The organism is Gemmatimonadaceae bacterium (assembly GCA_035533755.1).
Classification (GTDB): Bacteria; Gemmatimonadota; Gemmatimonadetes; order Gemmatimonadales; family Gemmatimonadaceae; genus JAGWRI01.
Map to the genome: position 1 here is coordinate 133,450 of DATLTC010000009.1, position 20,913 is coordinate 154,362.

The window sequence follows — 20,913 nt, forward strand, 5'->3', positions numbered from 1 at the left end:
CGTGCAGTTCTTTCTCCGGTTCTACGCGCGCACGCTCGGCACCATCGGCATGCTGGCGCTGGTTGGCGCGGTGGCCGTCGATCCGCGTTGGATGGGGCAGGGCATCGGCATCGGCGTGCTCGCCGTGGCCGCGCTGTTCCTGCGCATCCAGCAGATTCCGCTCACCAAGTATGGCGCGCTGAACCTGCTGGGCATCCCGGCCGTGGCCGGCGCGGTGGTCGTGGGCGCGCCGGCCACGGCGATCGGCCTGTACGTCGGGGTGTTCGTGGCCGACCGCGTGATCCTGCGCAAGCCGCTGGAATCGGCGTGGATCAATGCCGGCCGCGAGGTGCTCGCGCTGGTCTCGGCGGTGGGCATGTACGCGTGGTCGGCCCGCCTCACCGGCGCCGTGGGCTCCACGCTCTCGGCCGACAGCATCCCGCCGCTGGCGCTGCTGATGTTCGCGTATTTCTTCATCAGCCGCGCGCTCCTCTACTTCACGCTGGTATTCCGCGACAAGCTGCTGGAGGAGGAGAAGTCCCTCATCCTGCGCTACGAGGTGATCGGGTTCGGGGCCGGCGTGATCGCCATCGCGATCATCCTCCTGACGATCACCGAGCTCGGGCCCGCCGGTTGGGTCGTGGTGGGACTGGTGCTGGCGTTGGCCGGCCTGCTGCTGAAGCGAATTCTCGAGGAGGCGGTGGCCGCCGAGGAACTGAACAAGATCCTCGCCATGGAGCAGGTGGTGTCGTCGGACGTCGGGTTGGCCGACGCCTTCCGGCGCATCGAAGCCCTGGCCCATCGGCTGGTGGACTGGCGGTCGTTCAGCATCTATCGCCTGCAGGGCGATCAGCTGTCGCTCGTCTGGAATCGCGCGGGCGGCACGGTGGAGGGCGCCGTCGCGGTGGCCGTCTCGGCCGATCGCCTGCGCCGGACGGCGCTGGAGGAAGGACAGCCGGTGATCGTGGGCGATGCGCAGCACGACCCGCGCGTGGAGGTCCCGATGCCGAACATCGAGAGCGTGGCGGTGATCCCGCTGCGCTTCGGCGATCGCAACGTGGGGCTCCTGGAGCTCGAACACCACAAGCGCAACGCATACTCGCTCAAGGAAGTGGGACTCATCCGGCGGTTCGCCAACCAGCTCGCGACCACGCTTCATATCCATGACCTCCGGCAGCCGTTGCTCGAAGCCATGACCCGGGTGAGCTCGCAACTCGACACGCTCACCGAATCGGCGCGCGCGCTGCGCACGGGCGGCGAGAGCGTGGCGCGGACCATCGCCGACATGGGCCGCGGCGTGGTGGAAGAGAACGAGCAGATCGATCGCAGCCTCGAGGCCACGACGTCGCTGCACGGCGCCACGGCGGAGGTGGCCCGGGACGGCAACGAAGCGGCGTCGGCCAGCCAGCGCGCCACCGAGATCGCCGCCGAGCACCGGTTCACCATCGCCACGGCCATCGAGCGGCTCGTGAACGCGAAGGGATTCGTGGGCGAGAGCGGGGCGCAGGTGGAAGCGCTGGCGCAGGCCACGCACCGCATCACCGAGTTCATCTCGGTCATCCGGTCGCTGGCCGACCAGACCAACCTGCTCGCGCTCAACGCCGCCATCGAAGCGGCGCGGGCGGGCGAGCAGGGACAGGGATTCGCGGTGGTGGCCGACGAAGTGCGCAAGCTCGCGGAGCAGAGCGCCGGCGCCGCCGACGACGCCAGCGACGTGCTGATGGGGTTCGAGGAGCAGATGCGCCGCGTGGCGCTGCAGATGGGGCGCGGCCAGGCGATCGTGAGCGACGTCGAGTCGCTCTCCGAATCGGCGCGCTCGGCGCTCGACCTGATCGTCGAGGCCACCGCGGCGTCCGCCGCCGGCGCCCAGCGCATTGCGCAGACGTCGCGCGCTCAGGAACTCGAGTTCGGGAAGCTGCGCGAGCGCGTGGCCCGCATCGCCGTGATCTCGCAGCGCAACCGCGCCGGCGCCGAATCCGTGACGGCCTCCGCCAAAGACCAGGCGGCGGCGCTCCGCGAGCTCGAGGGCGCGACCCAGGAGTTGCGCGCCGTCGCCGTCTATCTGAGCGAGCTCACCCATCGGATCACCAGCGTAGGCTGACCCTCCATGTCGCCATTCGATCGCATCACCCTGCGCGCCATGCGCTTTCACGTGCTCGTGGGCATCCTGCCCCATGAGCGTGAACACCCGCAACCGCTCGAGGTGGACCTCGCGGCCGACATCACGCCCGGACGGGCCGGCGTGGTGGACTACCGCGCGCTGCACGCGGCGGCCCGCGACGCAGTGATGGAATCGCCGCGCGAGTTCATCGAGGAGATCGCGGAGCGCGTGGCCCGCGGCGCCCTGGCGGTGCCCGGCGTGGCGGGCGTCGTGGTCACGGTGCGCAAGCCGAACGTGCCGCTCGGCGCGCCACTCGAGTACGTGGAAGTCACGATCCATCGCCCCGTCCATGGGTGAACTGGTGTACGTGGCGCTCGGATCCAACCTCGGCGACCGCGCCGGCGCGCTGGACCGCGCGCGCGCCGCGCTGCGCGCGATCCCCGACACCCGCGTCGTGGCCGAGACGCCGGTGGAGGAGACGGAGCCGTTCGGGCCCCCGGGCCAGGATCCATATCTGAACCAGATGGTCGCGGTCGAGACGGTGCTCTCGCCGCACCAGCTGCTCGACGCCCTGCAGGCCATCGAGCGCGACGCCGGCCGCACCCGGCGTGTGCGCTGGGGCCCGCGCATCCTCGACCTCGATATCGTGGAGTTCGGCGACCGGTGCATCGACGACGCGCGGCTCACGGTGCCGCATCCGGGCCTCCTCGATCGCGCCTTCTGGCAGCGTGAGATCGCGCTGCTGCGAGGCGTGGCGGCGTGAGCGCGGGCGACTCGCTGGCGCTACCCGTCTGGGCGCAGGTCGGGGAGTCCCGCCGAGCCCACATCGAACGCGTGACCGCGCTGCTCGACACATGGAGCGCGGCGCTCGGGTTGTCGATCGCCGAACGCGCCGAATGGCGCGACGCCGGCCGGTGGCACGACGCGCTCCGCGACGCGCCCGACGCCACGTTGCGCGCCCTCACCGGCGACGCGACGAGCCGGGCCTCCATGCTGCACGGGCCGGCGGCGGCCACCGCGCTCGCCCGCGAAGGCGAGACGCGTCGCGAGCTGCTCGCGGCGATCCGGTTCCATACGATCGGGCATCCGGACTGGGCGCGCACGGGCCAGGCGCTGTACATGGCGGACTTCCTCGAGCCCGGCCGGAAGTTCGCGCGCGCCGACCGGGCGTTTCTCGCCGCCCAGGTACCGCACGACTTCGACGGTGTGTTCCGTCAGGTGGTGCGGGCGCGCATCGAATGGGCGCTACGCGAGGGGCATCCGGTGTTCGAGGAAACGATCGCGCTCTGGAACCACCTGCAGTGACGCGGGTCCGTCTGCTGGTCGCCACCTGCATCGTATGCGCCACCGTCGGCGGCGGATGGTACGCATGGCGGGTGCACGCGGTCGCGGCAAGGGCAGCAGCCGTGGCGCCGCCGCCCGACCTCACCGCGCCCAACCGCCAGCGCGTTCGCGTGGAGGTGCTCAACGCGACCAAGATTCGTGGCCTGGCGCGCCGCGCCACGTTCGTGCTGCGTGATCAGGGCCTGGATGTGGTGCTCATCGGCACCGAGTCCGCGCAGCAGGACAGCACCCTGGTGCTGGACCGTTCGAACCATCCGGAGTGGGCGCAGCGCGTGGCCGACGCGCTCGGCGGGGCGCGCGTGGAGGCGCGCCCCGATTCAACGCACTACGTGGACGTCACCGTCCTGCTGGGGCGTACCTGGCGCGCGCCGCCCGAGCCGCTCAACCCGTAGCTGGCCACAGGCCGCGGCGATGTCCATGCCGCGGCTCTTCCGGACGGCGACCTCCACCCCCTGGGCACGCAACTCGCGCGCGAACGCGGTGATCTTGTCGCGCGTGCTGGGCGTGAAGCCGCGCGCCCCGCCCGGATGCAGGGGAATCAGGTTCACGAACGCGCGGCACTCGAGGGCCAGGTTCGCCAGGTTGAGGGCGTGCTCCTCGGCGTCGTTCACCCCGCCGAGCATCACATACTCGAACGTCACCCGCCGATCGAACACCTTGGCGGCCTGGATCACGTCGGCCAACGGAAACTTGGTGTTGATGGGCATCAACTCACGGCGCAGCGAATCGCTCGGCGCGTGAATGGAGATCGCGAGCCGGAACTGCTCCGGCCGCTTGCCCAGAGCCACGATGCCGGGCAGCACGCCCACGGTGGACACCGTGATGTGGCGCGCGCCGATGCCGAACCCGTTCGGTTCGTTGAGAATCGTCAGCGTGGCATCCACCGCCTTCCAGTTCATGAGCGGCTCGCCCATGCCCATGAACACGACGTTGGTCACCGTGATCGGCGGGTCGAGCAACCGCATCTCGCGCACCTGGCCGGCGATCTCGTGCACCGCGAGGTTCCGCGCGAAGCCCATGGCGCCGGTGGCACAGAAGGCGCACTGCAGGGCGCACCCGGCCTGCGACGACACGCACAGCGTGATGCGATTCCCGTCGGGGATCGCCACCGTCTCGATCGCCTCGCCATCGGCCAGACGGAACAGGAACTTCTCGGTGCCGTCCGACGACGTTTCCCGCGCCGCGATCTCCAGCCGCGGGATCGTGAAATGCTCGGCAAGCTGCTGGCGCAGCGAGGACGGCAGGTCGCTCATGCTCGCGAAGTCGGGCGCCGGCGTCACCCAGAGGTGGCGCACGATCTGCCTGGCCCGGTATGCGGGCAGTCCGGCGCCCTTCATGAACGCAGTGAGCCGGTCCAACGCCTGCGCCGGCGTCAGATCGAGGAGATTCTCCTGGGCACTCATGGAAACTCCGAAGTGAGCATGAACTGATACACGGCGCCGAGGCCGGCGCCCTCTTCCTCGCGCGCTATGCCGACGGCGTAGCGCGCGTAACGCATGTCGAGCCCGAGCCGCAGGTGGTCCGACGTGGCGCCGAACTGCCGCGCTCGCGCAATGCCCCCTCGGGCTTCGAGCCCCGCGTAGCGCAGCGCCCCGTACAAATACTGTTCCGAACCGCGCCCGTCGGTAGCTGAGGCGGCGAGTCCGGCCCGTGCCTCGAAGAGCGTCCCGCGCGCGTACACCGGCAGATCGGCCGCCCCGAGGAGCGTCGGCACCTCGCGTGACCGCGACGGGCTGAGGAGGAACGTGGATGCCGCCACGCGCACCGGGGTGCCGAACAGCCGGTCCACCACCACGCCGCCGTCGATGGACATCGCGGTGCGCTGGATGAAATCGGCGGTGCCGGTGCGGATGCGCGTTGCGATCCCGGCCGTGACACCCGCGAAGCGGCGCGAGAGTCCCACGGAGAACACCGTCGTGCCGTATGGAATCTCGGCGCCGACGCTCTGCGGATCGGTCTGCGTCTGCACCAGATCGGTGACCGTCGCCCGCAGCACCGAGGCGGTGAGAATGGCATCGCGGGGCAGGACCACGGAGCCGGCCGCGAGTTGAGCCGAAACGCCCTGTTCGATGGGCGAGTTGAGTGCCACCAGCCCTGCCTGCACACGCTCGCCGTTGGGAATGCTGACTGCCGCGGGGTTCCACAGGCCGCTCGACATCTGCATCGACAGCGCCCCGGGCTCGGCCATGGACCCGATCGGGAAGTCCAGGAGGTCGCGCGCTGGAACCAGTTGGGCTCTCAACGGAGTTACCAGACTGCAGCAGATGAGAGCGGCGAAAAGCAAGCGGCGCATACACTTAATGCTAATTGGTGGCGATCTCGTGCGTCAAGCGAGCGGCTACCGTAAGTCACAGTCCGGCATTATCATAGAAGGTTCGATGCGTCATTCCCCGGTTACCGCCCATCTCCGCCGACCCGGCCCAGGCTTTCCGGGTCGGTTTGTGCGTCCGGCCGACGGCCGGCGCACTGATCCGCGAAGCCGCGTCCCCGGGCATGCGTGCCACGCCCCCGGCGGCAGCTGAGCCGCCGATCCAATCTCAACTGTTCATGCAAACCGACCTCTCCACCACCTTACGTACCCATCGCTGTGGCGCCCTGCGCGCCGAGCACGTTGGTCAACGCGTTCGCCTCGGCGGCTGGGTTCACCGGGCGCGGAACCTGGGCGGGCTCGTGTTCGTGGATCTGCGCGACCTGAGCGGCATCGTCCAGGCCTCGTTCGATCCGCAGCGGGCGCCCAAGGCGCTGTGCGACCAGGCGGCCGCGCTCGGCAATGAGACGGTGGTCCTGATGGAGGGCGAGGTGGCGCTGCGGCCGGCGACCATGCAGAACTCCGAACTCTCCACGGGGGAGATCGAGGTGCGCGTGTCGTCTCTGCGCGTAGTGGGGCCGGCCGCGGTGCCGGCCATCCCCGTGGCCCGTACGCGCGGCGAGAATCTGCCGGCCGAGGATCTCCGGCTGCGCCATCGGTACCTCGACCTCCGGCGCCCGGAGTTGCAGGAGAACCTGGTGCTCCGTCACCGGCTCATGCAGGTCACGCGGCGCTTCCTGAGCGAGCGCGGGTTCCTGGAAATCGAGACGCCGATCCTGACCAAGCCCACGCCCGAGGGGGCGCGCGACTATCTGGTGCCCAGCCGGGTCCACGCCGGCGAGTTCTATGCGCTCCCGCAGTCGCCGCAACTCTACAAGCAGCTCCTGATGGTGGCGGGCTACGACCGCTACTTCCAGATTGCGCGCTGCTTCCGCGACGAGGATCTGCGCGCCGACCGCCAGCCCGAGTTCACGCAGATCGACATCGAGGCGTCGTTCATCGGGCAGGAGGACATCGTGCGGCTCACGGAAGGCCTCGTGGCCGCGGTATGGGGCGAAGGGGGATACACCGTGCCCGCGGAGTTTCCGCGGATGACGTACGCCGACGCGATGGAGCGATTCGGCTGCGACCGCCCGGACCTGCGCTACGGACTCGAGATCACCGACGTGAGCGACGTGTTCCGCGGCACCGACTTCGGGATTGCCCGGTCGGCGCTGGAGCAGGGGGGGCGCGTTCGCGGCATCGTCGTGCCCGGCGGCGCGGCGCTGTCGCGCAAGCAGCTCGACGAGATCGAGGCCGAAGCCAAGGCGGCTGGGGCGATGGGGCTGTTGCGGATCAAGCACGTGAACGGCGCGCTGGAAGGGCCGGCGGCCAAATTCCTCGGCGAGGGCGCGGCCGCCAGGCTCGGGCTGCCGGAAGGCGCCGTGGGGCTGTACGTGGCGGCCACCGACCGCGTGGCGAATCCGGCGCTCGATCGCGTGCGGCAGGACGTGGCGCGCCGGCTGGAGTTGGTGCCGCCCACCGCGCACGCATTCCTCTGGGTCACCGATTTTCCGCTGTTCGATCTCGATCCGGCCACCGGCCAGCTCGCCTCGGTGCATCACCCGTTCACGTCGCCGCATCCCGACGACGTGCCGCTGCTGGACTCGGCGCCGGAGCGCGTGCGCGCGCAGGCGTACGACGTGGTGTTCAACGGCACGGAGCTGGGCGGCGGCAGCATCCGGATCGGCGATCCGGCGCTGCAGAGCCGGATGTTCACGCTCCTCGGCATCGACGAGGCGACGGCGCAGGCGCGATTCGGCTTCCTGCTCGAGGGGCTGCGGGCCGGCGCGCCGCCGCACGGCGGGATCGCGCTCGGGTTCGATCGCATCGCGATGATGCTCGCGGGCGCGTCGTCGCTGCGCGACGTGATCGCGTTCCCCAAGACGACGGCGGCGCGCGCGCTGTTCGAGGGCGCGCCGGCGCCGGTGCCGCCTGAGGAACTGCGCGACCTGCACATCGCGATCACCGGACCGCGGACGTGACGGACCCCACCAGCACCACGCGTCGGATCTCCACCGAGGGGGCCGACCTGCTCACGCTCGCCGGGGTGAACGATGTGAACCTCGTGGAGCTGTCGCGGCTGTTCGGCGTGCGGGTGGCGCTGCGCGGCGAGGCGCTGGCGATCACCGGTCCCGAAGAGATGGTGGGGCGGGCCGCGCCGGTGGGGCAGCGCATGGTCGACGTGGCACGCCAGCGGTTGAGCCTGTCGGCCGACGACGTGCTGCGGTTCTCGGAGCTCGGCATCGAGGAGCGGGAGGACGGCGCCGGCGGCCCGGAGAGCGGCGCGGCGACGTCGCGGATCGCGCTGCCGGGCGTGCGCAAGGTGGTGCAGGCCAAGACGCCGGGGCAGGCGGCGTACCTGGCCAAGATCGCGGAGCAGGACATCGTGGTGGGCATCGGGCCGGCCGGCACCGGCAAGACCTATCTCGCCGTGGCGGCGGCCGTCGATGCGCTCACGCGCAAGCGCGTGCGCCGGATCGTGCTGGCGCGGCCGGCCGTGGAGGCGGGCGAATCGCTCGGCTTCCTGCCCGGCGACATGCAGGCGAAGGTGGATCCGTACCTGCGGCCGCTGTACGACGCGCTTGACGAGATGATGCCGTTCGACCGGGTGCAGAAGGCGCTCGAGACGCGCGTCATCGAGATCGCGCCGCTGGCGTTCATGCGCGGCCGCACGCTGGCCGATGCGTTCGTGATCCTCGACGAAGCGCAGAACGCGACGGCAATGCAGATGAAGATGTTCCTGACCCGGCTCGGCGTGAATTCCAAGGTGGTCGTGACCGGCGACAAGACGCAGGTGGACCTGCCGAAGCGCGAGGAGTCGGGACTCCTGCAGGTGGAGCGGATCCTCAACGGCATCGAGGGGATCTCGTTCCACTACTTCGACGAGAGCGACGTGGTGCGCCACCGCCTGGTGCGGGAGATCATCCGGGCATACGCGACGGACGCGGGGAGTTGAGCGCGCCGTGAATCCGCGCGGGCGGACGGACCGGGAGCGCGACGAGCCTCCATCCGGCGACGGGCAGCGGGTGGACCACGGGCCGCGCATCGCGCTGGCCGTGGCCCTCGTCATCCTCACGTACGCGCTGTTCCCCGCCGTGCCGGCCGCCAGCTATCCGACGTACGCGGCGGGGTCGGTGGCCGGCGACAACGTGATCGCGCCGTTCGCCTTCCGGGTGCTCAAGAGCGGCGCCGAGTTGGCGCGGGAACGGGAAGCGCTCGCGCGGACCGTCGATCCGGTATTCGTGTTCGCGCCGGCCGCGCTCGACACGGCGCGCGGGTCACTGCGGGCATTCGCCGCCGCGGTCGCCGATACGCTGCGGGCGCACGCGGGCAGCGCGGCGGCCGTCCAGGCGGTGGCCGCGTCACACGGGGTGACCCTCGATGCGGGCGAGGCGCGGTATCTCGCCGACCCCGCGGCGCGCGCGCTCCTGCTCGACGCCGTGGGGCAGGCGTACGGGCGCTGGCTCTCGGGCGGCGTGGCCGATTCGGGCGCGTTGGACGGCGTGCGCGGCAACGTGACCCTGGTAGGCCAACAGGAGGAGCGCTCGGTGGCGGCGGACAGCGTGCGCACGTATGGCGAATTCGCCGTGCTGGCGCACGCCTTCCAGCCCGATGTACGATCGGCCGTGGCGCGCCGCGCGTTCGCTGGTCTGCTGCGCGCGTTCTTTCACCCGACGATCGTTGCCGACCGCGCCGCCACCGCCACCCGGCGCGAGCAACTCGGGGCGTCGGTGCCGGTGAGCAAGTACGACGTGCGGGCCGGCGAGTTGATCGTCGGCGCGAACGAGGTGGTGGGCGCCGACCAGCACGAGAAGCTCGTCGCGCTGCGCCGGGCCATGGATGAGCGGCGGAGCACCGTGCCCGCGCTCCGTCGGGTGGCCGGCGCGCTGCTGTTCGATGCGCTGCTTCTGGGCCTGCTCGGACTCACGATCCTGATCTTCCGGCCGCACGTCTACGCATCGCTGCGGTCGCTGTTCGTCATCGCGGCGGTGATCGGGCTCGTGATCGCCGGCGGCGCGGGGGTCTCGCACCTGCGACCGATCCGGCCGGAACTCATCCCCGTCAGCATCGCCGCGATCGTGATCAGCGCGTTGTTCGATCGGCGCATCGCGATGATCGTGGCGGTGCTGCTCGCCGCGCTGCTGGCCGGCCAGGCGGAGTGGCGTGGCGCCAACGCGCTGTTCGTGAACATCATCGGCGGCGCCACCGCGGCGTTCAGCGTGCGGGCCGTGCGCACGCGGCAGCAGGCCTACGGTTGGATCGCCGTGATCGCGGCCGCGTATGGCGCCGCCTCGGTGGCGATCGGGCTCATGCTCGACCTGCCGGTGCGCGCGATCGTCGCATGGTCGGGGTACGGCGCGCTCAACGCCGCGATCAGCGTGCTCGCGGCGCTGCTCCTGCTGCCGCTCGCCGAGCGGTACACCGGCATCGAGACCGACCTCACGCTGCTCGAGTGGTCCGACCTCAATCGCCCGCTCATGCAGCGGTTGAGCCTCGAGGCGCCCGGCACGTTCGGTCACTCGATGGTGATCGCCAATCTTGCCGAGGCCGGCTGCCGCGCCATCGGCGCCAACGCCGGGCTGGCGCGGGTGGGGGCCTACTATCACGACATCGGCAAGCTGGCGCGGCCGCAGTATTTCGTGGAGAACCAGTCGGAGGGACGGAACCCCCACGACAAGCTGACGCCGCTCCAGAGCGCGCGGATCATCCGAGATCACGTGCGCGAGGGGCTGCAGCTCGCGGAGGAGTACCGGGTCCCGCGCGTGCTGCGGGCGTTCATCGCCGAGCATCACGGGACGGCGACGATCTCCTATTTTCTGGCGCGGGCCCGCGAACAGGGCGGCGCCGCCCCCGACGTGGCCGACTACCGGTACGCCGGTCCCATTCCCCGGAGTGCCGAGACGGCGGTGCTGATGCTGGCCGACGGCGCCGAAGCGGCGGCACGGGTGATCCACGAACCCACGCCGGCCCGCATCCGCGACGTCGTGGACCACATCGTGGGGCAGCGGCTGGAGCAGGGGCAACTCAACGACGCGCCGCTCACGCTGCGCCAGCTGGAGCGCGTGAAGGAGGAGTTCACGCGCGTCCTCGCGGGCATGCACCACGTGCGCATCGAGTACCCGGCGGCCGACGGCGGCGTGTCGGCGAGGTTCGCGTCCCGATGAGCGCCGTGGTGGACGTGGCCGTCGACGCCGTGCGCCTGGGCGTGCCGAGGACGCTGGTGGTGCGCGCCGCGACGGCCGCCCTCCGCTCCCAGCGCGCCGGTCGCGCCGTGCTGTCCATCACGTTCGTGAGCGATCGCCGGATGGCCGCCCTCAATCGCCGGCATCTGGGCCGACGCGGGACGACCGACGTGATCGCGTTCGGCTTCGAGCCGGCGGGCCCCGCGGCGCCCGTGGTGGGAGACATCTACATCGCTCCCGAGGTCGCGCGCCGCTCCGCTCGCGTCCGCCGGCTCGCCCCGCGCGAGGAGTTGGTGCGGCTCGTCGTGCACGGCACGCTGCACGTGCTCGGGTTCGATCACCCCGAGGACGAGTCGCGCGTGGCATCGCCGATGTGGCAACTCCAGGAGCGCATCGTGAAGCGCGTGCTGCGCGCGGGCGCGCGATGAGCGCCATGGCGTGGGCCGTGGCGGCCGCCGGTGCCGCGATCGCGATGGGCACGGCGGCCGCCGACGGCGCGCTGGCGGCGCCGGAGTGCCGCCACATCGCCGGGTCCGACGACGCGCACCGGGCGCTCGCCATGGCGCGCGTGTTCGCGTACCTGGCCGTCGGCGCCGGCATCGGCCGCGGCGTGTTCCGGCTGGGCCTCGCGGCGCCGGCCCAGTTCGCGGCCATCGTCGCCCTGCTCGCATTGGTGCTGGTGACCGACGCATCGATCCGCTCGGCGGCCGGGGCGCACGGACTGGCCGTGGCCGCGGGCATGCGCCCATTCACCGTCCTCGTCTCGCTGGTGCTGCGGCCCGTGGTGCGCGTCGGCACGGCGATCGAGGCCGCCCTGAATCGCATCATCCCGGCGCGGAGCGACCCGCGAGCCGAGCGCGAGGCCACGGCGGTGCAACTCCGCGAGGTGGTGGAAGCAGAGGCCGACGTGACCCGCGACGAGGCGGCGCTGTTGCACCGCGCGTTCGCGCTGGGGCAGACGACGGTGGAAGAGATCATGGTGCCGCGGGTGGACATCGTCGGAGTCGAAGTCAGCACCCCGTGGTCGGAGGTGCTGGACCGGGTGCGGAGTTCGGAGCACGCGCGGCTCCCCGCGTTTCGCGACACGCTGGACGACATCGTGGGCGTCCTGTACGCCAAGGACCTGCTGCTCTGGGTGCTCCAGGGTGACGAGCCGCCGGCGGGATGGGAATCCCTCGTGCGGGCGGCGGCGTTCATTCCCGGCTCCAAGTCCATCGACCGGCAACTGCGCGAATTCCGGAAGAGCGGCACCCATATCGCCATCGTCGTCGATGAATTCGGGGGCACGGCCGGCCTGGTCACGATCGAGGACGTGCTCGAGGAGATCGTCGGTGAGATCCGCGACGAGCGCGACCAGGAAGAGCCCGCCGTGGAACGCGAGGGCAACGAGCGGTTCTGGGTGGACGGCAAGGTGCCGTTGAGCGAGCTGTCGGACATCGTGGGCGCGCCGTTGGAACGCGAGGACGTGACGACGGTGGGCGGGCTGGTCTACGACGCGTTCGGCCACGTCCCGCACCCGGGCGACAGCACGACGATCGGCGACTTCCGCGTCATCGTGGAGCGGGTGCGCCGACGGCGCGTGGAGCGCGTGTACTTCGAGCGGCTGTCGACAGCGCCCCCGCCGATGCCGGAGGACTCGTGACGGACGGCATCGTCGTGGCCCTCGCGGCCGTGCTCATCGCCTGGATCGTGGCCGGCGCCACCGTGGTGCGGCTGGTGAGTCGCATCTGGCTGCGCCATTGGGCCGAGCGGGGCCTGCGCGGTCCCACGGCGACGCTGGCGTCGATCACGCGTCCGCGGCAGCTCCTCGCCGCGGCGAGCGTCGCCGTCGGCCTCGTGCTCGCCGTGGCCGGCATGCAGCTGGCTTCCCACCTGGACGAGCCGGTGCTCCATGTGGCCGGCGCGCTGCTCGGCTGCGCCGTGGTGATCGTCTTTCTCGCCCAGCTGCTGGCTCGCGCGGCCGCCCGGCACTGGCCCTCGGCGCTCGCGCCGTGGACGCTTCCGGTGCTGCGCGCGGCCGAGATCGTCACCGCGCCGTTGCTGGCGATCGTGTGGCGCGCGCCCGGCGCGCCGCGCCTGGCGGCCGCGGCCGGCCCCGACGGGGAGCGCGCCGCGATCGAGCGGCTGCTGCGTGAAGGCGAACTCGAGGGCGTGAGCGCTCACGACGACGCGGCGATCATCACCGGAGTGGTGCAGTTCGGCGACAAGGTGGTGCGCGACGTGATGACGCCGCGCGATCAGGTGTTCGCGATCGACGACGCCGAACCGGCGCAGCAGGCGGCGGAGCGCGTGGCGCGTTCCGCGTACAGCCGCGTGCCCGTCTACCACGGGTCGTTGGATCAGGTGCGCGGGATCCTGCATGCGTTCGATCTGCTCCAGGGACCCGAGCAGGCGCTGGCCTCGCCGCGGCCGGTGGCCCGCACCACGCCGGCCACCCGCTGCTCCGAGCTATTGTTCCAGATGCTGCGAGACCACCGGCACCTGGCGATCGTCCAGGAAACGGCCGGGCGCACGCTCGGCCTCGTGACTCTCGAAGACCTGCTCGAAGAGCTCGTCGGGGACATCCGCGACGAGCATGACGAACCGTCCCCCAATCCCGCATGACCGCGTCCGCCGCCCCCGCCTCCCAGCACGCGCTGCTCCGCGATTTCGCGGCCGGCCGCCCCGCCGCCCTCGCGCGCGCCGTGAGCATCGTCGAGAACCATCGGGCCGGGTTCGATCAACTGCTCGCCACCTGGCAGCCGCGCTTGGGGCGCGCCCGCAGGGTGGGGCTCACCGGTCCGCCCGGCGCCGGCAAGAGCACGCTCACCGCGCTCATGGTGCAGGCGTATCGCGCCGAGGGACTCACCGTCGGGGTCGTGGCGGTGGATCCCACGTCGCCGTTCACCGGCGGCGCGCTCCTCGGGGACCGCATCCGCATGGAGTCGGTGGCGCTCGACCCAGGAGTGTTCATCCGCTCCATGGCCACCCGCGGATCGCTCGGCGGGCTCGCCGCCACGACGAGCGAGGTAGCCGATGTGCTCGATGCGTTCGGCGTCGATCGCATTCTCATCGAGACCGTGGGCGTGGGCCAGAGCGAACTCGACATCTCGCGCATCGCCGACTCGAGCGTGGTGGTGCTCGTGCCCGAGTCGGGCGATTCCATCCAGACGCTCAAGGCCGGGCTCATGGAGATTGCCGACGTGTTCGTGGTGAACAAGGCCGACCGTCCGGGCGCCGACCGGCTGCGCAACGAACTCGAGTTGATGCTGGGCCTGCGCGGCGGGCACACGCTGAAACACGTGCCGGCGCACCACGGCGTGGATCTGTCGCGCATGAACCCGGCCCGCCTGGCGCGGGAGGCGGCGCGCGAGGCGGAACCCGAACGCTGGACGCCGCCCGTTTTGCGCACGGTGGCGGCCAAGGGCGAGGGCACGACCGAGCTCCTCGACGCACTGGAGCGCCACGTTCATTATCTTGAGCAGAGCGGCGAGTTGCGAACGCGGCGGCGCCGGCGGTTGCGGGACCGGGTCATGGGCGTGGTCGAGACGCGGGTCCGCGACCGGCTCTGGCGCGACGCCGCGACCATCGCGTGGCTGGACGAACAGTTGCCGGCGCTCGAGACCGGACGGACGAATCCCTTTGCCGTGGCCGACGCGCTGCTCGCCCGGAGTGGAACCCTTCTGACGCAGGTGACGCGATGACGTCCACGCGAGGATTGCCCGATACGATGGCCGAGCAGCGCGCCGAGCTCGACCTGCTGCGCGCCGAAGTGGAGCAGTGGCGGGCCCGCTACGCGCGCGGCGAGATGCGCGATGTCGCGTTCGTGAATTCGGCCACCGAGGTCGCGCCGCTGTACACGCCGCTCGACGTTGCCGGCGGCGGCGAGCCGGACCTCGGCGTGCCGGGCGCGTTCCCGTTCACCCGCGGCATCCACCCCACGGGCTATCGCGGCAAGCTGTGGACCATGCGCCAGTTCGCCGGGTTCGGCAGCGCCGAGGACACGAACGCACGGTTCAAGTTCCTGCTCGAACATGGGCAGACGGGGCTGTCCACGGCGTTCGACTTCCCGACGCTGATGGGGTACGACTCCGACCACCCGCGGTCGCTGGGCGAGGTGGGAAAGACCGGCGTCGCCATCTCCAGCCTGGCCGACATGGAGGTGCTGTTCGACGGCATCCCGTTGGACCAGGTCTCGACGTCGATGACGATCAACGGACCGGCGATCATCCTCTGGGCGTTCTACATCGCGGCGGCCGAGAAGCAGGGCGTGTCGTCGGAGCAGCTGCGCGGGACGATCCAGAACGACATCCTCAAGGAGTACATGGCGCAGCACGCGTGGTGCTTCCCGGTGGAGCCGGCGTTGCGGCTCATCGTGGATTGCTTCGAGTGGGGATCGCGCCACGCGCCGCTCTGGAACACGATCTCGATCTCCGGCTACCACATCCGCGAAGCGGGCTCCACGGCGGCGCAGGAGCTGGCGTTCACGCTGGCCGACGGCTTCACGTACGTGGAACGGGGCATCGCCCGCGGGCTCGACGTGGACGATTTCTCGCGGCGGCTGTCGTTCTTCTGGGATATCCACAACGATTTCTTCGAGGAGATCGCCAAGCTCCGCGCGGCGCGCCGCATCTGGGCGCGGCACATGAAGGAGCGCTTCGGCGCCAAGGATCCGCGGGCGTGGATGATGCGCTTCCATTCCCAGACGGCCGGCGTCACCCTCACCGCGCAGCAGCCCATGAACAACGTGGTGCGCGTGGCGTACCAGGCGCTGGCCGCCGTGCTCGGCGGCACGCAGTCGCTGCACACGAATTCCATGGACGAGACGCTCGCGCTGCCCACGGAAGAGGCGGTGCAGGTGGCCCTGCGCACCCAGCAGATCCTGGCGTACGAGACCGGCGTGCCGAACGTCCTCGATCCGCTGGGCGGATCGTACTACGTGGAGGCGCTCACCGACCAGATGGAACGCGAGGCCGAGGCGCTGTTCATCGAGATCGACGCCATGGGCGGCGTGGTGCGCGCCCTCGAGACGGGGTGGCTGCAGCGCAAGATCGCCGAGTCGGCGGCCCGCCAGCAGTGGGAGATCGAGCAGCACCGGCGCGCGGTGGTGGGCGTGAACGAGTTCGTGACCGACGAGCCGGAACTCACCATTCCCGTGCTCAAGGTGGGCCGCGACGCGGAGCGCCGGCAGCAGGAGCGCATGGCCCGGCTGCGCGCCGAGCGCGACGACGCCCGGTGCACGGCCGCGCTGCACGCCCTGCGCGAGGCCGCCCGGGGCACGCAGAATCTGATGCCGCTGATCCTCGACTGCGCGCGCGCCTACTGCACGCTGTACGAGATCCGTGCCGCCATGGAAGAAGTGTTCGGCGCCTATCGCGAGCCGGTGTTCTTCTGAGCGGCCGGCCCCGCACCAAGGGTGCCGAGTGGTGGCGCGCGTATTTCGACGCGCAATATCTGCTCGAATACGAACCGATCTTCACCCCGGACCGGGCCCGCAAGGACGTCACCCGCGTCATCGAACTGCTGGGCCTCCCGGTGGGGGCGCGCCTGCTCGATGTCCCCTGCGGGCAGGGCCGGCACGCGCATCCGCTGGCCGAGGCCGGGTTCCGCGTGGACGGGCTGGATTACTCGCGCGCATTGCTGCACCACGCCCGCGCCCGCGGCACCGGGCCGTCGCTGCGCTACCACCAGGGCGACATGCGGCAGCTGCCGGCTCGCTGGACGGCCTGCTTCGATGCCGTGGTGAACCTCTTCACGTCGTTCGGGTTCTTCATCGACCCGGCGGATGACGCCCGGACCCTGCATGAGTTTGCCCGTGTGCTCAAGCCGGGCGGCACGCTGCTCTGGCACGGAGGCAGCCGGGATGGGGTCATGGCCCGGTTCCTGACGCGGGACTGGTGGCGCACCGCCGACGGCACGCTGGTGGCGCAGGAGCGCTCCTTCGACTCGCTGTCCGGCGTGCTCACCGTGGTCTCCACCTGGTACGGCCCGCAGGGCACGGGTGAGCGGGAGCATCGCATCCGGCTGTACACGCCGTCGGCGCTGGCCGCGCTCATGGCCGACGCCGGGCTGGTGGTGGAGGAGTCCTACGACGGGTGGACCGACCGCCCCCTCACCCGGCGATCCAGCGAGATGCTGCTCGTGGCCCGCAAGCGCGAGTTGCCCCGGCGGCGACGCGCCCGCTAGCTTGTTCGCGTGTGCCGTTGACGCGCGGCGGCGCACGGAACCCCTCGACCCGGCAGTCCATGCGCCCCATTCGAGTTCTCGTCGCCAAACCCGGTCTCGACGGTCATGACCGCGGCGCCAAGGTCGTCGCCGCGGCGCTCCGGGACGCCGGCATGGAAGTGATCTACACCGGGCTGCACCAGACTCCGGAGATGATCGCCAACGCCGCCGTCCAGGAGGATGTGGACGTCGTGGGCCTGTCGATCCTCAGCGGCGCCCACATGACGCTCTTCCCGCGCGTCAAGGCACTGCTGCACGAACACGGGCGCGACGACATCCTCGTCACGGGCGGCGGGATCATTCCCCGCGAGGACATGGACGCGCTGCGCGCCCAGGGCGTGGGGCAGCTGTTCGGTCCCGGAACGCGAACCTCGGACCTCGTGGACTATATCCGCGCCTGGTTCGAAGAGCGGTCCCGGCAGGAAGCGTGACGGCGCGGCTGCGGGCGCTCAGCGACGCCCTGCGCGAACTCGAGGATCGCCTCCGCCAGGGGGGCGGGCCCGACAAGATCGCCCGCCAGCACAAGCAGGGAAAACTCACGGCGCGCGAGCGCGTGGCCAAACTGTGCGACGCCGATACGCCCTTTCTCGAGATCGGGCTGCTCGTGGCCCACGATCAATACGACGGCCAGGCGCCCGGCGCCGGCGTCGTGACCGGCATCGGGCTGGTCGAGGGGCGCGAGACGGTCATCGTCGCCAACGACGCGACCGTGAAGGCCGGTTCGTGGTGGCCGGAGACGATCCGCAAGATCCTCCGCGCCCAGGAGATCGCCATGCGCTGCCACATCCCGATCGTCTACCTGGTCGATTCGGCGGGGGTGAACCTGCCGTATCAGGGCGGCGTGTTTCCCGGGCAGTACGGCGCCAGTCGCATCTTCTATTACAATTCCATTATGCGGCGGTACCTGCACGTGCCGCAGCTGGCCGCCGTCATGGGCCCGTGCATCGCCGGCGGCGCCTATCTGCCGGCGCTCTCCGACGTGATCGTGATGGTCAAGGGCACCTCGTTCATGGGGCTGGGCGGGCCGAATCTGGTGAAGGGCGCCACCGGGCAGGTGATCGACGGCGAGACCCTGGGCGGCGCCGGCACCCATACCGCCATCAGCGGCGTGGCCCACTACGCGGTGGACCACGATGCCGCCGGCCTCGAGAAGCTGCGCGCCCTCATGGCCATGCTCCCGCCCCCCACGCTGCCGGCATGGCGCCCGGCCGAGCCGCCGGCCCGTGACCCCGAGTCGCTCTACGACCTGCTGCCCGCCGATCACCGCATGTCGTACGACATGCACGAGATCCTGGGCGCGGTGCTCGACGGCGGCCGGATCGACGAATTCCAGGCCGACCTGGCGCGCGAGATGATCTGCGGCGACGCGCACATCGAGGGCATTCCGGTGGGTGTGATCGCCAACCAGCGCGGGCTCATCAAGGGCCGCGCCGGCGAGCGCCCGAGATTCGGCGGCATCGTCTACGCGGAGAGCGCCGAGAAGGTGGCGTTCTTCATCGACCGCTGCGACCGCCAGCGCATCCCGCTGCTGTTCGTGCAGGATGTCTCGGGGTTCATGGTCGGCCCCGACGCCGAGCACGAGGGGATCATCCGTGCCGGCGCCCGGTTCGTGGAGGCGATGGCCACGGCCCGCGTGCCCAAGGTGGTGCTCACCGTGAACCACGCCTCCGGCGCCGGCTACTACGCCATGGCGGGGCAGGGGTTCGACCCCGATTTCATCTTCAGCTGGCCCACCGGCCGCATGGCGGTGATGGAGGGTGAATCGGCGGTGCAGGCGGTGCACGGGCCGGCCATCGAGGCAGCCCGAGCCGCCGGCAAGGCGCCGGCGGCCGAGGTCACGAGCGCCATGGACGAGATGCGCGAGGACTACGAGCACCAGCTGGACGCCAGGTACGCCGGCGCCCGCGGGTACGTGGACGCCATCGTGTATCCCGAACACACCCGCCGCACGCTCGCCATGGCCTTTCGCGCCGCGGCCCAGAATCCGGGGCCGCACCTGGGCGCGTTCGTACTTCCCGCACACTTCAACGACTCATGACTCGCATCGTGCGTGTAGCCTCCGGACAGGGCTTCTGGGGCGATTGGCTGGAAGCCCCGCGCCGCCAGGTCGAGGGCGGTCCGGTGGACTACCTGATGCTCGATTACCTGGCCGAGGTCACGATGTCCATTCTGCAGAAGCAGAAGGAACGTGACCCGAACATGGGCTACGCCCGCGACTTCGTGGGCGCCATGGAGAGCGTGCTCCCCGCGGTCATCGCGCGCGGCGTGCGCGTGATCGCCAACGCCGGCGGCGTGAACCCGCCCGCCTGCGCCGCCGCCATCCGCGCCGCGGCCGGCAAGGCCGGCGCCGCCGGCAAGCTCCACGTGGGCGTGGTCACCGGCGACGACCTGCTGCCGCGCCTCGACCAGTTGATGGCCGACGGACACGCCCTGGCCCACATGGAGACCGGGGCCCCGCTGGCCTCCGTCCGCGACCGCGTGTTATCCGCGAACGCATATATCGGTTCGACGCCGATCGTCGAGGCGCTGCGCCGCGGCGCCAACGTCGTCGTCACCGGACGGTCCACCGACACCGCGCTCACCATGGCGCCGCTCCGCTTCGAGTTCGGCTGGGGCGACACCGACTGGAACCGGCTCGCCGCCGGCATCATCGCCGGCCACATCATCGAGTGCGGCGCCCAGTGCTCCGGCGGCAACTGCCTCCACGACTGGCGGTCCATCCCCGATCTCGCCAACGTGGGCTACCCGATCGTCGAGGGCCACGAGGACGGCACCTTCGTCGTCACCAAGCACCCGGGCACCGGCGGCCGCATCGACGTGCCCTCGGTGAGCGAGCAGCTGGTGTACGAAATGGGCGACCCGCACTCGTACATCACCCCCGACGTGATCGCCGACTTCTCGTCCATTCGCCTGGAACAGGCCGGCGAGAACCGCGTGCGCGTGTTCGGCATCCAGGGACGCGCCCCCACCGACAAGCTCAAGGTCTCGATCGCCTACCGCGACGGCTACAAGGCGGTCGGCTCGCTGGTGTACGTCTGGCCCGACGCGCTCGAGAAAGCCGAGCTCGCCGATCGCGTGCTCCGCGAACGGCTCGACCGCCTGGGGCTGCGCTTCGACCACATCCTCACCGAGTTCGTGGGCGCGTCGGCCACCCACGGCCGCCTGGCCGGCGACGCGGGCAGGAACGCGCCCGAGGTGCAGTTCCGCATCGGGGTGCGCGGGCAGGACCGCGCCGCGGTCGAGCGGTTCACCCGCGAGATCGTCCCGCTGGTGCTCAATGGACCGCCCAGCGTCACCGGCTTCGCCGCCGGACGGCCCAAGGTCGAGGAGATCGTCGCCTACTGGCCGGCCCTCATCGACAAGACCGTGGTCCAGACCGCGGTGGAGATCCTCTGATGCGCGTCCGACTGCTCGACCTCGCGCACGCGCGATCCGGCGACAAGGGCGACACCGCCAACGTCGGCGTGATCGCGCTCAAGCCCGAGTGGTATCCACTGCTGGTGGAGGATCTCACCGCCGACCGCGTGGCCGGCCACTTTCGCGGCCTGATCACCGGCGGCGTGGAGCGCTTCGAGTTGCCCAATCTGCACGCCCTCAACTTCCTGTTGCACGGGGCGCTCGACGGCGGCGGTACGCTGTCCCTCAAGACGGACGCGCAGGGCAAGGTCTATTCCACGGCGTTGCTGCGCCTGGTGTTCGACGTGCCCGACGCGCGAGCGGCGGCGCTCCGGCTCCCGAGCGCCGACGGATGA

The 20,913-nt window shown here is 70.9% G+C and carries 20 protein-coding genes; 18 read left to right on the forward strand and 2 right to left on the reverse strand.

What is annotated here, in order from left to right:
- Position 1 precedes the first annotated feature (1 nt).
- The 5 genes from VNE60_01220 to VNE60_01240 are packed head-to-tail and all read left to right on the forward strand — an operon-like array spanning position 2 to position 3,816.
- Positions 2–2,080: a methyl-accepting chemotaxis protein gene (locus VNE60_01220; GenBank protein HVB30126.1), complete on the forward strand. Its 2,079-nt coding sequence runs from the start codon at positions 2–4 to the stop codon at positions 2,078–2,080.
- Positions 2,081–2,086: 6 nt separating this feature from the next.
- Positions 2,087–2,437, forward strand: a complete 351-nt coding sequence (locus VNE60_01225) for a dihydroneopterin aldolase (protein ID HVB30127.1) — start codon at positions 2,087–2,089, stop codon at positions 2,435–2,437.
- Positions 2,430–2,843 (forward strand): 2-amino-4-hydroxy-6-hydroxymethyldihydropteridine diphosphokinase, encoded by a 414-nt coding sequence (folK, locus tag VNE60_01230; protein HVB30128.1) that lies wholly within the window; start codon positions 2,430–2,432, stop codon positions 2,841–2,843. Before VNE60_01225 ends, folK begins: the two co-directional genes overlap by 8 nt.
- Positions 2,840–3,385, forward strand: coding sequence for a hypothetical protein (locus VNE60_01235; GenBank protein HVB30129.1), 546 nt, complete (start codon positions 2,840–2,842; stop codon positions 3,383–3,385). Before folK ends, VNE60_01235 begins: the two co-directional genes overlap by 4 nt.
- The gene (locus tag VNE60_01240) at positions 3,382–3,816 is read left to right on the forward strand and encodes a LytR C-terminal domain-containing protein (protein ID HVB30130.1); all 435 of its coding nucleotides are present in this window, start codon (positions 3,382–3,384) and stop codon (positions 3,814–3,816) included. The genes VNE60_01235 and VNE60_01240 overlap by 4 nt, the downstream gene beginning before the upstream one ends.
- On the opposite strand, the gene rlmN is transcribed toward VNE60_01240, so the two are convergent.
- Both rlmN and VNE60_01250 read right to left on the reverse strand, forming a co-directional pair.
- A complete protein-coding gene (gene rlmN / locus VNE60_01245; GenBank protein ID HVB30131.1) occupies positions 3,742–4,827 on the reverse strand; it encodes a 23S rRNA (adenine(2503)-C(2))-methyltransferase RlmN in 1,086 nt (361 codons plus the stop codon). The two genes, VNE60_01240 and rlmN, sit on opposite strands and share 75 nt — an antisense overlap.
- Entirely contained in the window at positions 4,824–5,612 is a 789-nt protein-coding gene (locus VNE60_01250) for a hypothetical protein (protein ID HVB30132.1), read from the reverse strand. Before VNE60_01250 ends, rlmN begins: the two co-directional genes overlap by 4 nt.
- A 359-nt stretch (positions 5,613–5,971) precedes the next feature.
- Here VNE60_01250 and aspS point away from each other — a divergent pair, with 359 nt between their 5' ends.
- From aspS to VNE60_01315, 13 genes are all read left to right on the forward strand, one after another.
- Positions 5,972–7,756, forward strand: a complete 1,785-nt coding sequence (gene aspS / locus VNE60_01255; protein ID HVB30133.1) for an aspartate--tRNA ligase — start codon at positions 5,972–5,974, stop codon at positions 7,754–7,756.
- Complete coding sequence (locus VNE60_01260) at positions 7,753–8,730, forward strand: PhoH family protein (protein HVB30134.1); 978 nt, start codon at positions 7,753–7,755, stop codon at positions 8,728–8,730. Before aspS ends, VNE60_01260 begins: the two co-directional genes overlap by 4 nt.
- Positions 8,731–8,737: 7 nt before the next feature.
- Positions 8,738–10,939, forward strand: a complete 2,202-nt coding sequence (locus VNE60_01265; protein ID HVB30135.1) for an HDIG domain-containing protein — start codon at positions 8,738–8,740, stop codon at positions 10,937–10,939.
- Positions 10,936–11,385 (forward strand): rRNA maturation RNase YbeY, encoded by a 450-nt coding sequence (ybeY, locus tag VNE60_01270; protein HVB30136.1) that lies wholly within the window; start codon positions 10,936–10,938, stop codon positions 11,383–11,385. Before VNE60_01265 ends, ybeY begins: the two co-directional genes overlap by 4 nt.
- Positions 11,382–12,599: a hemolysin family protein gene (locus VNE60_01275; GenBank protein HVB30137.1), complete on the forward strand. Its 1,218-nt coding sequence runs from the start codon at positions 11,382–11,384 to the stop codon at positions 12,597–12,599. Before ybeY ends, VNE60_01275 begins: the two co-directional genes overlap by 4 nt.
- On the forward strand, positions 12,596–13,561 hold the full coding sequence (locus VNE60_01280) for a CBS domain-containing protein (GenBank protein HVB30138.1): 966 nt from the start codon (positions 12,596–12,598) through the stop codon (positions 13,559–13,561). The genes VNE60_01275 and VNE60_01280 overlap by 4 nt, the downstream gene beginning before the upstream one ends.
- On the forward strand, positions 13,558–14,640 hold the full coding sequence (meaB, locus tag VNE60_01285) for a methylmalonyl Co-A mutase-associated GTPase MeaB (GenBank protein ID HVB30139.1): 1,083 nt from the start codon (positions 13,558–13,560) through the stop codon (positions 14,638–14,640). Before VNE60_01280 ends, meaB begins: the two co-directional genes overlap by 4 nt.
- Positions 14,637–16,331, forward strand: coding sequence for a methylmalonyl-CoA mutase family protein (locus tag VNE60_01290; protein HVB30140.1), 1,695 nt, complete (start codon positions 14,637–14,639; stop codon positions 16,329–16,331). Before meaB ends, VNE60_01290 begins: the two co-directional genes overlap by 4 nt.
- 77 nt (positions 16,332–16,408) lie before the next feature.
- Positions 16,409–17,122 (forward strand): methyltransferase domain-containing protein, encoded by a 714-nt coding sequence (locus VNE60_01295; GenBank protein ID HVB30141.1) that lies wholly within the window; start codon positions 16,409–16,411, stop codon positions 17,120–17,122.
- A 59-nt stretch (positions 17,123–17,181) separates the two neighbouring features.
- The gene (locus VNE60_01300; protein HVB30142.1) at positions 17,182–17,592 is read left to right on the forward strand and encodes a cobalamin B12-binding domain-containing protein; all 411 of its coding nucleotides are present in this window, start codon (positions 17,182–17,184) and stop codon (positions 17,590–17,592) included.
- Entirely contained in the window at positions 17,589–19,199 is a 1,611-nt protein-coding gene (locus VNE60_01305; GenBank protein ID HVB30143.1) for an acyl-CoA carboxylase subunit beta, read from the forward strand. Before VNE60_01300 ends, VNE60_01305 begins: the two co-directional genes overlap by 4 nt.
- Positions 19,196–20,557: an acyclic terpene utilization AtuA family protein gene (locus VNE60_01310; protein HVB30144.1), complete on the forward strand. Its 1,362-nt coding sequence runs from the start codon at positions 19,196–19,198 to the stop codon at positions 20,555–20,557. The genes VNE60_01305 and VNE60_01310 overlap by 4 nt, the downstream gene beginning before the upstream one ends.
- Complete coding sequence (locus VNE60_01315) at positions 20,557–20,913, forward strand: hypothetical protein (GenBank protein HVB30145.1); 357 nt, start codon at positions 20,557–20,559, stop codon at positions 20,911–20,913. Before VNE60_01310 ends, VNE60_01315 begins: the two co-directional genes overlap by 1 nt.

Coding starts and splice junctions, on each gene's coding strand:
- rlmN (HVB30131.1), bottom strand. CDS start 4,827: ATGAGTGCCCAGGAGAATCTCCTCGATCTGACGCCGGCGCAGGCGTTG.
- aspS (HVB30133.1), top strand. CDS start 5,972: ATGCAAACCGACCTCTCCACCACCTTACGTACCCATCGCTGTGGCGCC.
- folK (HVB30128.1), top strand. CDS start 2,430: ATGGGTGAACTGGTGTACGTGGCGCTCGGATCCAACCTCGGCGACCGC.
- meaB (HVB30139.1), top strand. CDS start 13,558: ATGACCGCGTCCGCCGCCCCCGCCTCCCAGCACGCGCTGCTCCGCGAT.
- VNE60_01225 (HVB30127.1), top strand. CDS start 2,087: ATGTCGCCATTCGATCGCATCACCCTGCGCGCCATGCGCTTTCACGTG.
- VNE60_01290 (HVB30140.1), top strand. CDS start 14,637: ATGACGTCCACGCGAGGATTGCCCGATACGATGGCCGAGCAGCGCGCC.
- VNE60_01275 (HVB30137.1), top strand. CDS start 11,382: ATGAGCGCCATGGCGTGGGCCGTGGCGGCCGCCGGTGCCGCGATCGCG.
- VNE60_01310 (HVB30144.1), top strand. CDS start 19,196: ATGACTCGCATCGTGCGTGTAGCCTCCGGACAGGGCTTCTGGGGCGAT.
- VNE60_01315 (HVB30145.1), top strand. CDS start 20,557: ATGCGCGTCCGACTGCTCGACCTCGCGCACGCGCGATCCGGCGACAAG.
- ybeY (HVB30136.1), top strand. CDS start 10,936: ATGAGCGCCGTGGTGGACGTGGCCGTCGACGCCGTGCGCCTGGGCGTG.
- VNE60_01300 (HVB30142.1), top strand. CDS start 17,182: ATGCGCCCCATTCGAGTTCTCGTCGCCAAACCCGGTCTCGACGGTCAT.
- VNE60_01250 (HVB30132.1), bottom strand. CDS start 5,612: ATGGCCGAGCCCGGGGCGCTGTCGATGCAGATGTCGAGCGGCCTGTGG.